Source organism: Streptomyces sp. NPDC046900 (assembly GCF_040644975.1).
GTDB lineage: Bacteria > Actinomycetota > Actinomycetes > Streptomycetales > Streptomycetaceae > Streptomyces.
This window is the reverse complement of the sequence record NZ_JBEYXD010000017.1, coordinates 43,408-60,772: the sequence shown is the minus strand read 5'-3', so window position 1 is coordinate 60,772 and position 17,365 is coordinate 43,408. Positions and strand designations below refer to the sequence as shown.

Below are 17,365 nucleotides of genomic sequence, written 5' to 3'. Positions count from 1 at the left end.
TGGGTCGCCCGCTGCACGACGCCGCCCCGGGTCCGCCGCGTGACCTGCAACTTCAGGATGAAGAGTCTCCATTCCTTACGGAAGTGTTTCGGCGGTTCCGGCCCGGTAAGAAGGCCGCCGCTTCCGATGCTGAGCAAGGGCGAGGCCGACAGAGCCTCGGTAACCGACACGGCGGTTGGGACACCACCGCCTCAGGCATGGTGAGGATGACCATGGGTAAGACGTTCAAGGCCGCCCGGATAGCCGGCTTCGGTGCCGCCGTCACGGTGTCGCTGACCGCGTTCGCCGGTCCCGCGTCGGCGCAGCCGGAGCACCACTCGAGCCGTTCCGGCGCCCCGGTGTTCGTGCAGACCGACCGGGCCACCGGGAACACGATCGTTGCCTACAGCCGCGCGGCGGACGGTTCCCTGGAGCAGCGTCGGGAGTATGCGACGGGCGGTCTCGGGGGGAAGCAGGACGGGGCCGTGGTGGACAACCTGGCATCACAGGGCTCACTGACGTACGACAAGGCGCACGGGCTGCTGTACGCGGTGAATGCCGGAAGCAACACGATCACGGTGTTCTCGGTGCAGGGTGACCAGCTCGTATGGCGCCAGGTGATCTCCTCCGGCGGCACCTTCCCGGTGAGCGTGACCGTGCACGGCAACCTGGTGTACGTGCTGAACGCCCTGAACGGCGGCTCGGTCCAGGGCTTCCTGCGCGTCGGCGACGGACTGCTGAAGGTGCCTTCCTGGCACCGTGAACTCGGCCTGGACCCGATCGCCACTCCGCAGTTCACCCACACCCCGGCGCAGATCGGCTTCACCCCGGACGGGAGCAAGCTGGTCGTCACGACCAAGGGTGTCGGCAACAGCATCGATGTGTTCAAGGTCGGCATCCTGGGCATCTCGGCCAAGCCCGTCGTCACCCCCACCCCTGGCGCTGTGCCGTTCGGCTTCACCTTCGACGCCGCCGGCAGGCTGGTCGTCACCGAAGCCGGTCCGAACTCTGTGGCCACCTACGCCTTCGGCCGGGACGCCCGGCTCACCAAGGTCAGCGAGGTGGCCACGGGCCAGGCGGCGACCTGCTGGGTGGTCCGTGACGGGGACAACTTCTACGCCGCCAACGCGGGCAGCGGCTCCCTCACCGGCGTTCACGGTGACGCCGATGGTTCGCTGCGGGTCCTGGGCAACACCTCGACCGGCGCCGGCACGGTGGACCCGGCCGTCTCCTCCGACGGGAAGTTCCTCTACGCCCAGACCGGTGCGACCGGCGGCGTCGACGAATTCCGGGTCAACTCCGACGGCTCGCTGACGAAGGTCGGTTCCGTCGCAGTGCCCGGAGCGACAGGCGGCGAGGGCATCGTCGCCCTCTGATCTCCCATCAGGAAGTGGCTGCCGCCGTTGCGCGGCAGCCACCCGGAAACAGCCGATCCACTGCAGCGGATCCTGCGCCGCGCCTACGTGCAGGGAACAGCGCATCCCCCGTCCCCGCCCGTGTTCCGCGGGACCGCGCCGGGAGCACTCAGGTCCCCGCTTGCCCAGGAGACTGCGAGCACCATGGCGAACAGCACGTCCGAACTCAACATGGAGCCCGAGGAGGCCGCGGGGACGCTCCCAGACCCTGTGCTGACCGGCCCCGGCAGCGTGAGGCACGCCGGACTCGATCCTGACTCCGAACAATGGGTGCGTGCCCTGCAGTCGGAGGGATCCCGCTACGAGGAGGCGTGCACCAGGCTGCACGAAGTGCTGCTGCGGATTGCGCGCTTCGAGATCGGCCGCCGCGCCACCCACAACGTCGCGGGACCCGAGCAGGACGACCTCGCCCACCAGGCGGCTGCGGACGCTCTTCTGGCGATCACACGCAAGATCGGGCAGTTCCGTGGCGAGAGCAAGTTCACCACTTGGGCCTTTACATTCGTGGTGTTTGAGGTCTCGACCAAGCTCGGACGCCACTTCTGGCGAATGCCCGGCGTCACACTGGCCAACGAGGAGTGGGACCGGCTGCCGGACCGCTTCGGTGCCGACCCGGGCGCCGAGACCGAGGCCCGCGAATTGCTGGCAAGCCTGCGTGCGGCCGTGAACGACGTCCTCACCGACCACCAGCGGCGCGTCTTTGTGGCGCTCGTCGTCAACGGCGTACCGCTCGACGCGCAGGTGGACAAGCTCGGCACCAACCGCAACGCCGTCTACAAGACAATGTTCGACGCGCGCAGCAGGCTGCGGGCTCGGCTGACCGCCCTGGGGTACCTAAACAAGAACACATCGAGGCCCTCGTGATCGACACACCGATGCTGGAAGCGTTTCTGCAGACCGATCCTCGTGACGTCGGCTGCGCGGACGCCATGGAGGTCCTGCACATCTACGCGGAGTTGCCCCAAGTCGACCGCCACGTTGCCCGAATGGCGGGTGTGGAGGTCCATCTGCGGGCGTGCGGGCCGTGCTCGGAGGACTACCAGGGGCTGCTGGCCGCCATCGCCCTGGCCGCGAACGACCTCTGACGCGTCGCACCATCTGGACGATCGGCCGCGTTGGTCGGCCGCACTGTCGGCGGCGATCCGATCGCTCCCGAAATTCTCTCTCGTACTTGTTCCTCGGCGGTCGGCGGCCCGCGCCCGGTGCGTATCCCGACGGCCTTTCCTCACGCTCCGTAGCGAAGGCGTGACCGTAGTGCTCCGGGTGGCGGATTACGCAGAACCGACTCCGAGATCGGCGGTAAGAATCCGCTCCCAGGCGCCGCCCATCGAATACGGACAGCCCGAGGCGAGCGGCGAGATGAGGGCCGGCGCCGCGACTTCACCGGAGGCTGTGTCGGTCCAGCGATCTGTGCGGGCCTGTGTCGGGGCCGAGTAGCCCCCATGCCCCTGAGAAACAAAAACGAACGACAGGAGAACCACCATGAATCACGTCCTGCGCCCCGGCGACGCCTTCCCTGCGATCACCGTCGCGGTTCCGGGCGGCGGGCAGATCTCGCTGCCTGACACTTTGCAGGGGAATTTCGGCGTCGTGCTGTTCTATCGAGGGTCCTGGTGCCCGTACTGCATCGGCCAGTTGCGGGCGTTCCAGCGTGCCCGGGAGACCTTCGAGGAGCTCGGTGTGAAGGTCGTCGCGCTGTCCGTCGACGACGAGGCCACCACCCAGGCCCTGGTCGACAAGCTCAAGCTGACCTTCCCCATCGGCCACAGCGCGGATGCCACGTCCATAGCGGCGGCCACCGGGGCCTTTGTCAATGACGACCCGGAGCACCTGCAGTCGACCGGCTTCGTCCTCGACCCCGAGGGCCGTGTCGTCGTGGCCGTCTACTCCAACGGTGCCATCGGACGCCTGGTCCCCGAGGACGTCGCCGGCCTCATCCGCTACGTCAAGGAGCACGCCGCTCAGTGAGCACCTGAGTTGGGTTCGCAAGGCCGACACGGGCCCGGACGTCGGGGTGATTGTCCGTAGGCCTTGCGGTAGGCGCGGCGGAAGTGGCTGGTGTCGGCGAACTGCCGGCGTGCCGCGACGTCGGCGACGGTGTACGAACCGCGGGGGTGGTCAAGTTCGCGGCGGGCGCCTTCGAGACGGCGTCGGCATACATAGGCCATGATGGTCTCGCCGTCAGCGAAGGCACGATGGAGCGTACGGACCCGGCGCGGCCAGCCAGGAGGCGGGCCCCTGAGCGACAGGTGCTCCGCCGTCCTGACCGCGCCTCAGCTGATGCGAACTCCCGTGCCGCTGACGCGGACCCGCGGGTCACCTGCGCGTAGCGTCACCGTGAGCTCGCCCGGGCGACCGAGGTCCTCGCCCTGATGCAAAGTCAGAACGGCGTCCTCGGGGACCAGGCCGAGCTCACGGACGTATGCACCGAACGCGGCCGCCGCGGCTCCCGTTGCCGGGTCCTCGACGACGCCGCCGACGGGGAACGGGTCACGGACGTGGAAGACGGTGGCCGACTCCCGCCACACCAACTGGACCGTGGTCAGGTCCAGGCGGTGCATCAGGGCTTCGAGGCGCGCGAAGTCGTACGCGAGATCGGCCAGGCGGGCCCGCGTCGCCGCCGCGAGAACGAGATGGCGGGCACCCGCGAACGCTGTACGGGGCGGGAAGGCCGGGTCGAGATCGGCGGCCGGCCAGCCGAGCGCGGCGAGGGCCTCTGCGAGGTCGGCGCCGGCGATCTCCTCGATGTGCGGCTCGACACTGGTGAGTGTGGCCCTGACCGTCCCGCCCTCCTCGGCCACCTCCACCGGAACGATCCCGGCACGCGTCGCGAACGTCAGCTCCCCAGGGCCTGTCCGCTCGGCGAGCGCGACGGCGGTCGCGACGGTTGCGTGCCCACAGAACGGCACCTCAGCCTTGAGACTGAAGTAACGAATGGTGTACGCCCGTCCCTCCGGGCCGTCGAGGCCCTCCGGGGGCGCCGTCAGGAACGCGGACTCCGAGTATCCGAGGTCGGCGGCGATGGCCAGCATGTCGCTGTCGTCCAGGCCGGTGGCGTCCAGCACGACCCCAGCGGGGTTTCCGCCGTCGGGGGAGCTGGAGAAGGCGGTGTAGCGCAGCACCTCGGGCCGCGGGGGATTCGTCGTCATGCTCGTGGCAACGCGGGACGGGCCCGAGGCCATTCCGGGACGCGGGCGGAAGCGGGGACGGTCGCCTGCGGCGGAGCCGCACATCGACACGTGCCTTCGCCGCCCCTGGGTGGTCCAGAACCGTCGGACGCCCTCAAGTCCTATGCCTTCCGGGCCAGTCCAGCGGCGATGAGACGCTCCCAGACGGTGAGTTCCCTATCGCCGCCGCTGTTCAACGGGCTGTCGACCACCTCAGGACGCCACAGGGACGCGGGGACGATCCCGGGGTCGAGGATTTCCAGGCCATCCAGCAGGGATGCGATCTCCTCGTCGGTGCGCCACCGACCGCGGCCGAACGTCTGCTGGAGGACTCCCTCGGCCTCCGCCGTCTCCGGGTTGTTGCCGGAACGGAAGTGGCTAACGAAGAAGTAGCTCCCGGAGGGCACCCGGTCGCGCCAGTAGCGGACGATTCCAGCCGGGTCCTCCTCGTCGTTGACGTGGTGAAGAATGGCGCTGAACATGACGGCGACGGGCTGATCGAAGTCGATCAGTTCCACGGTGTCCGGGTGGGTACGGACGTCTTCGGGGTTGCGTACATCGGCCGCGACGACCCGGGTCCGGTCGTTCTCCTCCAACAGCGCACGGCCGTGGACCAGCACTTGGGGGTCGATGTCGACGTACACGACCCGGGACTCCGGAGCGTGCCGTTGCGCGACCTGGTGGACGTTGTCGGCGGTCGGGAGACCGCTGCCCAGGTCGATGAACTGCCGTACGCCGGTCGTCGTCGCGATCTCCCCGACCGCCCGGGTCAGGGCCGCGCGGTTGGCGAAGGCGATGGCCACCGAACCAGGAAGGTCACGTTTGAACACGTCGCCGATCTCCCGGTCCACGGCGTAGTTGTCCTTGCCGCCGAGCAGGTAGTCGTAGACGCGGGCGATACTGGGCTTGGTGGAGTCGATGGAGGAGCCTTCAGCCGTCATGGCGGCCATCCTCCCCTGCAACGTCGCCTGCTGACCACCACTTTGGAACGCTTGGATGCGCCTTCCTCTGCGAAGGGGGACCCGTGATCCGGCGGGGTGAGAGTGATCAGTGCACGCCGAGGCTGGATCGGCGGACCACCAGTTCCGGCTGGAGCACGACCCGCCGGTGCTCATGGATGTACGACTCCGACACCAACACCGGCTGCCGCAACGCCTTTGTCTCACAGGCCAGCGCCGAAGACCTCGGCCGCACCGAAGTACAACTGCTCGCCCAGCAGATCGGCTACAAGGGGCAGATCCTGTCCGCCGCACAGGTCGCCACGAACCAGAACACCTGGATCGGCTACATGAAGGACGAACTGAAGGACCGTTCCTGAGGACTGAGCATGAGTTGCACGGGCTCAGTCGGACGCTCCGAACGGTGTTGGGCGTCCTGGTCTCCCGCGTTCGCGCCGCGTCTGGTCCCAGTGGATCGTGTCCGTGGTCCAAGGATGCGGGGGCGGGTTCCCTCACGCCCTGGGGTGCCGTGTCCGGCCTGGGCGGTCCGATGCCCCATACGATCGCTCTGGTCGTGTGGGGGCGGTGCCGTCCGTCGCCGGATGCGGTGCCCGAGGGCGCGTCGTCCGATCGCGATGCTCGCGGCATCGTGACGGGTGGTTTTCCTGGTCGTGTGGGTGAGGGGTTTTTGCCAATGCTGGGCGCCCCACCTGCTGGTGTAGGCCGGGTCCACGGCGATGATGGTGATGCCGAGTTCGGCCGCCATGCTGACGAGCCGGGCCCGCAGCTTGGACACGGGCATGCCGGAGATCACCTGCCTGAACCGCTTCTGGCGCCCGTGTTTCTCCCTGGTCGTCTCCGCGGTGAAGTCGAGGTTTTCGATCGCGATCGACAGGCCGTGGCGTTCGGCCCAGTGCAGGAGCCGGATCAGTGCATGCCGTACCTGGGCATCGCGATGGTTCGCCGTGCCGGACAGGTCGTAGAAGAACCGGCGGGGTCGGCCGCATGGGTTGCCGTGGGCATCGAGCCGCCACGCAGCCAGATGGTCGGCGTTCGTGTCGACACTGATCAGGCCGCCTGTGCGGGCGTGGGACAGGGGGACGGTCTTGACCGGTGGGATGGTCCAGGAGGCGGTGAGGTACCAGCGGGAGCGGTCTGTGTCGTAGTGGATGCGGTAGGCCACGGACCGGTTCGTGGTGATGCGGTCGGCCCATTCCTCGCGCCGGTGGTGGAAGAGGGCAGCGCCGGTGAGCGTATACCGGCCGTGCGGGGCGTTGGCCAGGTGGGCGAGCGGAGCAGGCAGCTTGAGGGACACTTCGCCGTCCGGGGTGACGCGGATCGTCTCGTTCCCGTACCGCTTGCCCGATTCCCCGTCCGCCTGCAGAAACAAGCGCTCAGCTTCCCACCGTTGCCGCCACTGGGCCTGCGTGAGTTGGGCGGCGTGCAGGTTGTGCCGATTGCGCGCGAGCCGCTTCCCGCCCCGCACCACCCGGACCCGGCCCACAGCGCGGTCGGCCTGCTCGGCACTCAGCCGGTCTCGAAGGACCTGCAGGCGCCGGGACTTGGCGAACCACTCCTGTGCGCTGCGGTAGCCGCCCGGCGCCCGCCTGCTTCCCTTCTCCCCGACCGGCAGGGACAGGCGGTGCGCGATCGTCCGCACGCCCGCCTGAAGGCTTTGGATATGCGCGCTTTGGGCACGCCTTGCCAGCGCCCACTGATCGTGGGTGGCCTTGGTGATGCTCCCGGCCCAGCGCGACGAAGACTCCTCCGTGAGGGCTCGCTTACGCTCCGCCCACCTATCCGCGGAGTGCTCCAGACCGTCGGCGCACCGGCGTTTGAGGTCCTTCGAGGCCAGCGAGCCCAGATGCGCGCCCACCAGGCGCAACACCTCCTCGTCGGCGGCCCCCAGGTGTTTTAGGCGGGTGCGGATCGCCACACCGGACGGGCCGACGGCCACAAAGGGGGCAGCGATCGTGCGCAGCGACTCATCACGCATCGATGTACTCCCTCCAACACGCTTGATCGGCAACAGGAAGAACGGTACGGGCCGGCACTGACATCAGTGCCCTCCACGCGACGTGTGCGCGCTGCAACACCACGAACCAGTACACGCTCGTGCACACTCACACACGCTCATGCACACCTGAAAACGAACAGTTCCCAACCCCAAGTACAAGAACGTCCAACTCGTCAAGATCGCCTACGGCAACGACGACGTCCAGCAGTCCTTCCAGCAGACCCAGGGCCTGCTCCAGCAGTACCCCAACCTCAAGGGGATCATCTCCCCCACCACCGTCGGCATCAAGGCCGCCGCCCAGTACCTGGCCGGCTCCAAGTACAAGGGCCAGGTCAAGCTCACCGGCCTGGGCACCCCCAACGACATGCGCCCGTACGTCAAGAACGGCACCGTCGACGCCTTCGAGCTGTGGGACCCGGCCAAGCTCGGCGAACTCGCCGCCCGCACCACCGTCGCCCTCGCCTCCGGCCAGATCACCGGCACCCAAGGCGAAACCTTCAAAGCCGGCGACATGGGCACCTTCACCATCGGCAAGGACAGCGTCATCACCCTTGGCAAGCCCACCGTGTTCAACAGCAAGAACATCGACCAGTTCAACTTCTGACACAGTTGCCGGCTGTCCGGGGACGGCCTGGGTGGCGCCCTGCCTCACCTGACTGAGTACGTCACCTGTCGGTGATTCCGGAGAGCCAGTCGGTGTCCTCCGGGCCCGGCGCTTCGAGGCCGGGCGGGGGTAGCCGGCGGACCTCGCCCGTGCGCAGGGCGACCGTGGCCCGTGGCCGCATCGGCCCGTCGCCCCTGCGTGCGAGCAGGACGAGTTCCCAGACTGTCGCCGTCATGACGTCGAGCCGGGTGGCGCAGTCGGCGGTGACTCGCCGCGGATCCCGGGTCCGGCCCAGGGACAGATGGGGGGTGAAGTTCTTGGCCGGCCCACGACAGTGCGGGAACCGTTGCCGCAGTACGCGGTACAGGTCCGCCCAGGGCGCCTCGCCGGCCGCCGTCGGGTCGAGCCACACGGTGAAGTACGCCTTGTGCCGGAAGGTGCGCACCCCGTCCAGCCGGGCGGTGAAGACCGGCGCCTCGGCCGCCGCCGCGGCGAGCAGCGGGGCCGCACGCTCGAAGTCGGACTCCGGCACGAAGCCGAAGAGCACATTGACGTGCGGCGGCCAGCGGTGGATCTGCGGATCGTGATCCCGGCGGATGTCCTGGATCGGGGGCCACAGCTCCGCGGGCGGGATCCAGGCCACCGCCGTGTGGACGGTCGGGGACACGTCGAGGACGCCGGCGGGCTCGCTCCTGCCGGAGTTCGTGCCGAAGTTCAGGTCAGCTTGCGGCTCCCGCACCAGTCCGGCGCCCGAGGCGTCGAAGTGGTCCACCCCCGTGGTCCGGTCCCAGACCACCTCGCCGTCCGCCTCGATGAAGACCACCCGGTGCCACGGGATGTCGCCCCCGGGCACAAAGGAAGTCAGCGGGATGCGTTCGAGGCCATCCCCGCGCCGGCTGATACCCAGCACGAACCGGGCCGGGTCGAACCGCGGGTCCCAGCGGATGCGGTGATAGATCTCGTCACTGGTCCGCATCGCGCCTCCTCTCCCGCCTTCACACCATCTCTCCTTCCAGGGTGCCGCTGTCCTCGACGGTTGAGAACCTGCAGGTCACAGGCCATGAATCGGGATTTTGAGGTCCGCACTGTCCAGGCGTCCCCTTCCTCCTACGTGAGAGGACGATCGGTCAGCCGTACATCATGACCATGACCCCACATCAGCCCTGTGACCTGCAGGGAGGCAATATTTCGACGTACTGGGCCGCGTCACACCTTCCTGTCAGGGGGTTGCCGGCGTGTCCACGACCATCCAGCCGAGCACTGAGGTGCTCTGCAGGTAGACCAGCACGCACATGAAGAGCATGAAGACCACGCTCCACACGATGACGCGGCGGAAGAGGATCCCCTCGCGGCCCTCGAAACCGACCGCGGCCGCGGCGATGGCGAGGTTCTGCGGGGAGATCATCTTGCCGAGCACGCCACCGGAGGAGTTGGCCGCGGCCATGAGGGTGGGCGACAGGCCGGCCTGGTGGGCGGCGGTGATCTGGAGGGCGCCGAACAGGGAGTTGGAGGAGGTGTCGGATCCGGTGACGGCAACGCCCAGCCAGCCGAGGATCGGTGAGAGGAAGGCGAAGGCCCCGCCGGCCCCGGCCACCCACAGACCCAGCGTGGTGGTCTGACCTGACTCGTTCATGATGTAGCCGAGTCCCAGCACCAGCATGACGGTGAGCACCGCGAACTTCAGTTGGTCCAGGGTGCGTCCGTAGGCGCGCAGGGCGCGCCGGGGGCCGACCTGGATCAACACCATGCTGATCAGTCCGGCTATGAGCAGCAGAGTCCCGGCCGCCGACAGGTAGTTGAGTTTGAAGGTGGTGGCGACCGGGTCCCCGCTCGCCTTGATGATGTGCAGCCCCGGCCAGTTGACGATGTGCGTCACGGACTCCAGGCCGGTACCGGTCGCCCCGACCCCGGCCGGCGGCTTTCCGGTGATCGCCGGTACTCGGGTGGCCAGCACGAACACCACGATGATGGCCAGGTAGGGCGCGTACGCCTTGAAGACGTCCAACGGCGAGTCGTGCGTGTCGCGGTCGGCGTCCGCGCGGGCCCGGGTCAGCACCTGGCTGTCCGCGGACTCGCCGCTGCCGGGGGCCGGTTCCCCGCCGGGGGTCTGGGGCCGGCGGGAGCCGCCGTCGGCACCATCGAGGTCGCCGTCGACGCCATGGTCCTCGTCGCTCTCGTGGTACGTCTCCTCGGCGTGCCACACCCGGGTGAACGCCAAGACCGCCAGCGCGGAGGCGAGCGCGGCGACGATGTCGGCGAGCGGCACGGACCAGAAGTTCGAGGACAGGTACTGGAAGACCGCGAAGGACACACCGCACACCACCGCCGGCGGCCAGGTCTGCCGCAGCCCCCTTCGGCCGTCCACGATGAACACCAGGGCCAGCGGCACGAACAGCGCCAGGATCGGCGTCTGCCGGCCGACCATCGCGCCGAGGTCGTCCACGGGCAGGCTGGTGACACCCGCCAGTGTGGTGATCGGCACGGCTATCGCGCCGAACGCCACGGGTGCGGTGTTGGCGACCAGGGCGACGGTGGCTGCCTTGAGCGGCTTGAAGCCGAGGGCGATCAGCATGACCGCACTGATCGCGACGGGCGTGCCGAAACCGGCCAGCGCCTCCATGAGGGCGCCGAAGGAGAAGGCGATGATGATCGCTTGCACCCGCTGGTCGTCGCTGATGGACGCGAACGACCTGCGCAGCACGTCGAAGTGCCCTGTTTCGACGGTGAGGTTGTAGACCCAGATCGCGTTGATGACGATCCACATGATCGGGAAGAAGCCGAACGCGGCGCCCAGCAGCCCGCTGTTGAGCGCGTCGGCGATCGGCATCGAGTACACGGCGACCGCGACCACCAGGGCAACGATCAGGGAGATCAGCGAGGCGAGCCACGCCTTCATACGCACCACGCCGAGCAGCACGAACAGGACGAGCAACGGAAGGATCGCGATGATGGACGACAGCCCGAGCGAATGACCCACTGGACTGTAGTCCTGCTGATAGTTGGCGAGGATCATGTAGCACCCTTTTCTACGACACCGGAGAGGAGGGGGCCGCGCCACGGATCGGCACCGTGGTGGTCTGTGGGATGGCGTGCGGGACGACGGGGCGGAGGTCGTCGAGGGCTCGCTCGATTAACTGCCGTAAGGGGACACCGCGGAGGGCGGCGTCGCGCGCCTGCACGGTGCGGGCGAGGGCACCCCTTCGCTCACGCGGGCAAGGATGGTCGCGACCTGCATCCAGCACCCGGGGCCGCCGGCGGTCAGCGGCCATCATGAGCTCGGCGCCGGTGGCCGGCCCGGTAATCGCCCTGCGCTCGTCGAGTTCGCGGGCGGGCTCAGGGTGCAGCAGGTTGTACGTTCCGGCGCCGGCTCCCATGGCGACGCAGGACGTGATGCGGTGTCTCATGCGGGTACTCCGCGGTGTTGGCGACGAGGTAGATTCCACTACTCGGTAGACACCAACCGAATGGTGGAACAATGCAGCGGCGCGCCACCCGTGTCAAGGGTCACGGGTGGCGCAGGTCACACACGAATTCCCGTCGGACGGACGGCTGAAGGCCCTCTGCCCGGGCGATCAGCGGCGCCGCAAGGTGGGGTCGAGCAGGGCGGGAGGAGTGTCGTTCTTCTCGTGTGCGGCGAGGTCGACACCCGGTGCGACGATCGCGTCGATCGCGTCGAGCACGTCGGCGGAGAGCACGGTGTCGGCGGCGGCGAGTTGGGCGTTCAGGTGGTCCAGTGTGCGGGGGCCGATGAGGGCAGAGGTCACCGCCGGGTGCGCGGTCACGAACCCAAGAGCGAGCTGGATCATGGTCAGACCGGCCTCGTCGGCGACTGCGGCCAGCTTCTCGACTGCGTCGAGCCTTGCCCGGTTGGCGGGGACGGCGGTGTCGAAGCGCTGCGGCATGAGCGTGGAGCGGTTGGTGGTGATGTCCCGGCCTTCGCGGATCGCGCCGGACAGCCAGCCCGAGGCCAGGGGACTCCATGCCAGCACACCGAGCCCGTACTGCTCGGTCACGGGCAGGACGTGGGTCTCGATCCCGCGCTGCAGGATCGAGTAGCTGGGCTGCTCGGTGGCGTAACGGCTCAGGTGATGCTCGCGGGCGGCCCACTGGGCCTGCACGATGCGGTACGCGGGGAAGGTGGAGGAACCGAAGTAGCGGATCTTGCCCGCCCGTTGCAGGTCGGTCAGGGCCGACAGCGTCTCCTCGTCGCTGGTTCGCGGGTCCCACCGGTGGATCTGGTAGAGATCGACGTGGTCGACGCCGAGGCGGCGCAGACTGTTGTCCAGCTCGGTGACCAGCCAGCGGCGGGAGCTGCCCTGATGGTTGGGCTCGTCGCTCATGGGCAGGCCCGCCTTCGTGGCCAGCACGATGTCGTCACGGCGGCCGGCGATGGCTTTGCCGACCATCTCTTCGGACTCGCCGCCGCTGTACATGTCGGCGGTGTCGATGACGTTGATGCCGGCCTCGAGAGCGGCGTCGACGACAGCCGTGGCCTCGTCCTGGGTGGTGCGTCCGATCTTGCCGAAGTTCATCGCGCCGAGCGCGAGTGCACTGACCTGCACACCGGTGCGGCCCAAGGTGCGGTACTGCATGACTGTGTTCCTCAATTTCTGTGAAGCGTGACGGCAACGCGTGGGTTGGATTCGGGCGCGTCTATGGCGCGCGTCCTCACCCATCGGGTGGGCCTACTTGGATTCCACCCGTCCGAGCGGGTCGGGTGCGGCCGTCAGCGCGTCCTGCGCTGTCTGCCAGGCGGGATCCGCGGGATGGAACTCGGTGCGGAGGTACGCGCACGAGAGCCGCTGGACTGCGGCGACTCGCTCGGGGTTCTCGTCCGTGGTCTCGGCGACGTCGTATCCCGAGACGCCGCCGAGCCCGTGTTCTGCACCGAAGAGGGTGAGCAGGGACTTGGGGCCGGGGGAGAGGTGGTACGGGTCGGTGTGCCAGTCCGCGCCCCGGACCGTCAGGTGGGGTGAGGTGTCCTTGTCGCCTGCGACCACGAGGGCGGGCGTGGTCATCGCGGAGAAGTCCGTGGTCAGAAAGAAGGGGTAGTGCTCGGCCGTGGACTTGGTGAGGGCGTCGCCCCCTCTGCCGGGCGCGGCAAGCAGTACGCCCGCCGTGATCCGGGGCTCGGCCAGGTTCACTTCCGTTCCGTCCTGGGGATCGGTGAGCCGGGCGCCCAGCAGCAGGCTCGCGGTGTGCCCGCCCATCGAGTGCCCGGCTACGGCGATCTTGTCGTGGGCCAGGCGTCCGCGGAGCTGCGGGACGGCGGCCTCGATCACGTCGAGCCGGTCGAGGATGCGCTGCATGTCCTCGGCCCGTGATCGCCAGTACAGCGGCGCCCCGGGGGTGGAGGGGTCCAGGCTCAGCGTCCGCGAGCTCAGATGGGTGGGCTGGATGACGACGAAGCCGTGCGCCGCCCAGTAGTCGGCGAGCGGGGCGTAGCCGTTCAGCGAGGAGAGGTTGTTCGAGGGTCCGTGGCCGTGCGACAGGAGGACGACCGGCAGGTCATCCCCGGTCACGGGGGCGGAGACGCGCAGGTGCAGGTCCACGGCGCGGCCGGGAACCGGCAGCACCACCGGACTGAGCGAGAGGACGGGAGTGGGTGCGCCGACGGTGTCGGCTGTGGAAGTCATGAGGTGCCTTTCCCTTTCCACGGCTTTGCCGCCGACCTCATGCGGCCGACGGCGGGGGAGGGGTACGGGACGGCGCCGCCTCGGCTAGACTCGAAGCGGAACGCTGTTCCAGAAAGAACAATACGGAACGTTGTTCCGCTTAGTCAATCGTCGTCCGGAAGGAGCGTGTGGTGCCCTCAGCAGGCCAGTCCGCGGGGGCGTCGGCCCGAAGCAAGCGGGCCGACGCGCAGCGCAACGAGCAGACGCTGCTTGCCGCCGCCGCCGAGGTGTTCGTCACCTCCGGCGTCGACGCGCCGATCCGGCAGATCGCGGCCAAGGCCGGTGTCGGGCTGGGCACGATCTACCGCCACTTCCCGACTCGGGCGGATCTCGTCGTGGCCGTCTACCGCCACCAGGTCGAGTCCTGCGCCGAGGCCGGCCCCTCCCTGCTGGCCGGCGCCGACTCTCCCCTCGCGGCACTCCGTCAGTGGGTCGACCTCTTCGTCGATTTCCTGGTGACGAAGCACGGACTCGCCAACGCGCTGCAATCGGACAGTGGCTTCGACGCGCTGCACGCGTACTTCCTCGACCGCTTGGTGCCCGTCTGCGAGCAGATGCTCGACGCAGCGGTCGCCGCCGGCGAAATCAGGCCCGGTACACAGGCGTACGAACTGATGCGCGGCATCGGCAACCTCTGCATCGGACGTGACGACGACCCCCGCTACGACCCCCGCCGGCTGATCGAACTGCTCCTTCAGGGGCTGCGGCGACCGCAGTCGCCCTGATCCTGACGACGCTCGATGACCCGCGCACGTGCCGCTTCAGTCCTGGGAGCCGCGGCCATGACGTCGCGTACACGCTGGGTCATGGGGCACGCCCTCACGGCTCTGGCGGTGCCGGTCACCGCACTCGGCGTCTGCGCCCCGCCATCCCGTACGTCACCTCGTGAGTGCGCTCAGTGCTCGGAGCGGGCCTGGTGGACGACTCCATGGCGCTCCACCTCGTCCCTGACCAGCATCGACAAGAGCGAGGCCACCGTCAGGCCGGCTTCGGCGGGATGGCGCAGGACCTTGCTCGGGTCGATCTGGTAGGTGTTACCGCGGCCCTGGCGGTTGTGGGACAGGTAGCCGTCCTGCTCCAGATCCGAAATGATCTTTTGGACGGCCCGTTCGGTCAGTCGGCACCGTGCGGCGATGTCGCGGATACGCGCGTTGCGGTTGTCGGCGATGGTGGCCAGAACACGAGCGTGACTCGTGAGGAACGTCCATCCGGTATGTGGCTCAGGCGATCCATCCACTTCGACCATCCCCGAATCGTACGACCAAGCATTCGCGCATTCAAAAGAACGAAATAAAATTCATGTATACCTTGACGTCTTACGCCATGGGGCGCGACGCTGAGAGCCAGGTAATTGGCGAGTACCCATAGAGAGGCAGTCATGCTGGAGCCGCCCTATGCAGCGCGGTCCATCAGCCGAGTCGGCAGCGCCTGCGAGCGCGAGGACACCTCACCGTCAATCGCCACACGTCGTGACAGCGACCGTGTCCTCGTCACCCTCAGCGGGGGACTCCGCCTCGAGGACAGCGAGATGCTCGAGAGCACGCTTCACAGTGCCCTCGACGGACCGGTCCAGGGCGTGGACCTGGACCTCAGCGGACTGGAGTTCTGGGACTGGTCCGCACTCAATGTGCTGCTGACCGTTCGGCGGCAGGCACTCACCAAGGGGAAGTCGATAGTTGTCACGGCCGCCGGCCCCGTGGCCGAACGGCTGCTGACCCTTACGGGCACCTGCGACCTTCTCGCACCTGCGCGCGAGGATGCGGATCGTGCCGCCGGGCGGTCCGAGCCGCGCGCAGAGGACGCAGCCGACGACGGACTCCGGTGCGAGGTCGTTCAGCTTCGACGAGCCCTGCAGACGCGTCCTGAGATCGACCTTGCTCGTGGAATTCTGATGGCCTCCTTCGGCCTGAGCGCCGAGGAGGCGTGGGATGTGCTGGTCATGGCCTCCCAGAACACCAACACCAAGCTGCACCGCCTGGCTGCGGACGTCGTGACCACGGTGAATGGGACGCCCCTGCCGGATCCGCTGCAGAAGCACCTGACAGCAGCGGTCGCCCGGATCACCACCGTCGACGATCAGCAGGCGTAGCACGCAGCGTTGGCGCTAGTCCATGGGCACGGTGACGGCCTCGGAACCGGTCTGCTCCTGCGACAACCGTGCAGCGCCTTCGGATCCGGGAGTTCCGGCGAGAGGCAGGCGCAGGGCCAAGAGAGCGACATCGTCCGGGTATGGATCGGCAAGGAGACCGGCCAGAAGTTCGTCGCACATGGCCGGGAGGGGTTCGCGGGCCAGGGCCGCGGCGTGCTGGCGCAGTCGGGTCAGGCCGCTCTCAAGGCTTTCGTCACGGCGTTCGATCAGGCCGTCGGTGTAGAGCAGGAGCGTGGAGCGGGCCGGTAGAGGTTCGGTTGCCATGGTGCGGGAATGATCGGGGTCGACGCCGATCATCAGACCGGCCCCACCTTCCAGGTAGCCCGTGTCGCCCTCGTGGGTGACCAGCAGGGGAGGCAGGTGTCCCGCGCTGGAGTAGGCGAGCTCCCAGGGACCGCCTCTGGCGCCGTGGATGACGCTGTAGAAGCAGGTGGCGGTCGTCCGGCCCACGACCTGCTGGGCGATGTCGAGGCGGCGCAGGATGGCATCGGGCGGTTCCTGACGGTCGCAGGCGATGCCGCGGAGCATGTTGCGCAACTGACCCATGGCGACCGCGGCACGCATGTCATGTCCGGTGACATCGCCGATGATCAGGGTGGTGTCGCCGGTCGGCAGGACGAAGCTGTCGTACCAGTCCCCGCCGACTTCGGCTGCCTCGGCGCGAGCGGGGCTGTAGCGTGCCACCAACTCCAGGCCGTCGACGCGCGGCAGCTCAGGAAGCAGAGCGCGCTGAAGGTGTTCGGCCGTGGCCTGCACCGCCCGATACAGACGGGCGTTGTCGGCCTGCAGAGCGATGCGGTGCGACAGCTCCTCGGCCAGCCCGAGGTCTTCTTCGCCGAAGGGCCGCTCGCGCGTGGTCCGCGCAAGGGTGATCGCTCCCATCACACGCCGGCGGGCCCGCAAGGGTGCGATGACTGCGGAGTCCACGTCCAGCTCCTTCAGAAGGTCCCACCCCCGCGTGGAGCCGTTCTGTTCGACGGGCAGCTCGGAGTGGCGAAGGAGCAGGGGTCCGGCCCCTCGCAGTACCCGGGCCAGCGGGCCGGTGGCTTCGTCGGGTACCGGAAGGCAGCTCTCCAGCAACCCGTGCAGCAGGGCGGGGTCGCGGTGGGTCACACACACGCGCCGCAACTGTTCGCCGCCCTCCAGCAGGTCCATGGCGCACCAGTCCGCCAGCTGCGGAACCACGATCCTGCACACCCGCCGCAGCCCCTCGTCCGCGTCCAGAGTGCTCCCCAGGGCTTTGGTGACCTCCGCCAGCAGCGCCAGACGGTCCAACGCCTGCTGCAGTTCCGCGTCCAGATCGAACTCATCCACGAGACCGCCTCCGCCCGCCTCCCCGTTCGCATGCACGCGCCGCACTCTCAGCTTGCCTCCCACCGGTGCAACCTGCGATGGCGGCACGTCCTGACGCCCGCGCTTCC

The 17,365-nt window shown here is 68.4% G+C and carries 17 protein-coding genes and 2 pseudogenes; 8 read left to right on the top strand and 11 right to left on the bottom strand.

Annotated features, from left to right (window positions below):
• Positions 1–212 precede the first annotated feature (212 nt).
• The 4 genes from ABZ904_RS19280 to ABZ904_RS19265 all read left to right on the top strand — a co-directional run bounded on the left by ABZ904_RS19280 (position 213) and on the right by ABZ904_RS19265 (position 3,362).
• Positions 213–1,355: a beta-propeller fold lactonase family protein gene (locus tag ABZ904_RS19280; RefSeq protein WP_360996416.1), complete on the top strand. Its 1,143-nt coding sequence runs from the start codon at positions 213–215 to the stop codon at positions 1,353–1,355.
• 183 nt (positions 1,356–1,538) lie between these two features.
• Positions 1,539–2,258, top strand: a complete 720-nt coding sequence (locus ABZ904_RS19275) for an RNA polymerase sigma factor (RefSeq protein WP_361824567.1) — start codon at positions 1,539–1,541, stop codon at positions 2,256–2,258.
• Positions 2,255–2,479, top strand: coding sequence for a hypothetical protein (locus tag ABZ904_RS19270; RefSeq protein ID WP_360996410.1), 225 nt, complete (start codon positions 2,255–2,257; stop codon positions 2,477–2,479). The genes ABZ904_RS19275 and ABZ904_RS19270 overlap by 4 nt, the downstream gene beginning before the upstream one ends.
• Positions 2,480–2,876: 397 nt before the next feature.
• The gene (locus tag ABZ904_RS19265) at positions 2,877–3,362 is read left to right on the top strand and encodes a peroxiredoxin family protein (RefSeq protein ID WP_360996407.1); all 486 of its coding nucleotides are present in this window, start codon (positions 2,877–2,879) and stop codon (positions 3,360–3,362) included.
• Here ABZ904_RS19265 and ABZ904_RS19260 read toward each other — a convergent pair.
• From ABZ904_RS19260 to ABZ904_RS19250, 3 genes are all read right to left on the bottom strand, one after another.
• Complete coding sequence (locus tag ABZ904_RS19260) at positions 3,356–3,643, bottom strand: helix-turn-helix transcriptional regulator (RefSeq protein ID WP_360996556.1); 288 nt, start codon at positions 3,641–3,643, stop codon at positions 3,356–3,358. The genes ABZ904_RS19265 and ABZ904_RS19260 overlap by 7 nt on opposite strands.
• Positions 3,644–3,667: 24 nt before the next feature.
• On the bottom strand, positions 3,668–4,543 hold the full coding sequence (locus tag ABZ904_RS19255; RefSeq protein WP_360996404.1) for a PhzF family phenazine biosynthesis isomerase: 876 nt from the start codon (positions 4,541–4,543) through the stop codon (positions 3,668–3,670).
• A 140-nt stretch (positions 4,544–4,683) separates the two neighbouring features.
• Positions 4,684–5,502, bottom strand: coding sequence for an SAM-dependent methyltransferase (locus ABZ904_RS19250; RefSeq protein ID WP_360996401.1), 819 nt, complete (start codon positions 5,500–5,502; stop codon positions 4,684–4,686).
• A gap of 179 nt (positions 5,503–5,681) precedes the next feature.
• Between ABZ904_RS19250 and ABZ904_RS19245 the strand changes: the two are divergent.
• Positions 5,682–5,870: pseudogene (locus ABZ904_RS19245) on the top strand (rhamnose ABC transporter substrate-binding protein); the annotation flags it as partial.
• Here ABZ904_RS19245 and ABZ904_RS19240 read toward each other — a convergent pair.
• Positions 5,846–7,495, bottom strand: coding sequence for an IS200/IS605 family accessory protein TnpB-related protein (locus ABZ904_RS19240; RefSeq protein ID WP_361824562.1), 1,650 nt, complete (start codon positions 7,493–7,495; stop codon positions 5,846–5,848). The pseudogene ABZ904_RS19245 and the gene ABZ904_RS19240 sit on opposite strands and share 25 nt — an antisense overlap.
• A 166-nt stretch (positions 7,496–7,661) precedes the next feature.
• Between ABZ904_RS19240 and ABZ904_RS19235 the strand changes: the two are divergent.
• Positions 7,662–8,120 (top strand): annotated as a pseudogene (locus ABZ904_RS19235) (substrate-binding domain-containing protein); the annotation flags it as partial.
• 61 nt (positions 8,121–8,181) lie between these two features.
• Here ABZ904_RS19235 and ABZ904_RS19230 read toward each other — a convergent pair.
• From ABZ904_RS19230 to ABZ904_RS19210, 5 genes are all read right to left on the bottom strand, one after another.
• Complete coding sequence (locus tag ABZ904_RS19230) at positions 8,182–9,096, bottom strand: RNA repair domain-containing protein (protein WP_360996395.1); 915 nt, start codon at positions 9,094–9,096, stop codon at positions 8,182–8,184.
• A 243-nt stretch (positions 9,097–9,339) separates the two neighbouring features.
• Positions 9,340–11,133: an L-lactate permease gene (locus ABZ904_RS19225; protein WP_361824559.1), complete on the bottom strand. Its 1,794-nt coding sequence runs from the start codon at positions 11,131–11,133 to the stop codon at positions 9,340–9,342.
• Between the two features lie 13 nt (positions 11,134–11,146).
• Positions 11,147–11,524, bottom strand: a complete 378-nt coding sequence (locus ABZ904_RS19220) for a hypothetical protein (protein WP_361824556.1) — start codon at positions 11,522–11,524, stop codon at positions 11,147–11,149.
• A 168-nt stretch (positions 11,525–11,692) separates the two neighbouring features.
• Complete coding sequence (locus ABZ904_RS19215; protein WP_361824553.1) at positions 11,693–12,712, bottom strand: aldo/keto reductase; 1,020 nt, start codon at positions 12,710–12,712, stop codon at positions 11,693–11,695.
• Between the two features lie 93 nt (positions 12,713–12,805).
• Positions 12,806–13,756: a chlorophyllase gene (locus ABZ904_RS19210; RefSeq protein WP_361824550.1), complete on the bottom strand. Its 951-nt coding sequence runs from the start codon at positions 13,754–13,756 to the stop codon at positions 12,806–12,808.
• A 170-nt stretch (positions 13,757–13,926) separates the two neighbouring features.
• Here ABZ904_RS19210 and ABZ904_RS19205 point away from each other — a divergent pair, with 170 nt between their 5' ends.
• The gene (locus ABZ904_RS19205) at positions 13,927–14,520 is read left to right on the top strand and encodes a TetR/AcrR family transcriptional regulator (protein WP_359392889.1); all 594 of its coding nucleotides are present in this window, start codon (positions 13,927–13,929) and stop codon (positions 14,518–14,520) included.
• A 170-nt stretch (positions 14,521–14,690) separates the two neighbouring features.
• On the opposite strand, the gene ABZ904_RS19200 is transcribed toward ABZ904_RS19205, so the two are convergent.
• Positions 14,691–15,032: a helix-turn-helix domain-containing protein gene (locus ABZ904_RS19200; protein WP_359393123.1), complete on the bottom strand. Its 342-nt coding sequence runs from the start codon at positions 15,030–15,032 to the stop codon at positions 14,691–14,693.
• A gap of 141 nt (positions 15,033–15,173) precedes the next feature.
• Between ABZ904_RS19200 and ABZ904_RS19195 the strand changes: the two genes are divergently transcribed.
• Complete coding sequence (locus tag ABZ904_RS19195; protein WP_361824547.1) at positions 15,174–15,884, top strand: ANTAR domain-containing protein; 711 nt, start codon at positions 15,174–15,176, stop codon at positions 15,882–15,884.
• Between the two features lie 15 nt (positions 15,885–15,899).
• Here the strand turns inward: ABZ904_RS19195 and ABZ904_RS19190 are convergent, their stop codons facing one another.
• Positions 15,900–17,258, bottom strand: a complete 1,359-nt coding sequence (locus tag ABZ904_RS19190) for a GAF domain-containing SpoIIE family protein phosphatase (protein WP_361824544.1) — start codon at positions 17,256–17,258, stop codon at positions 15,900–15,902.
• Positions 17,259–17,365: the final 107 nt, after the last annotated feature.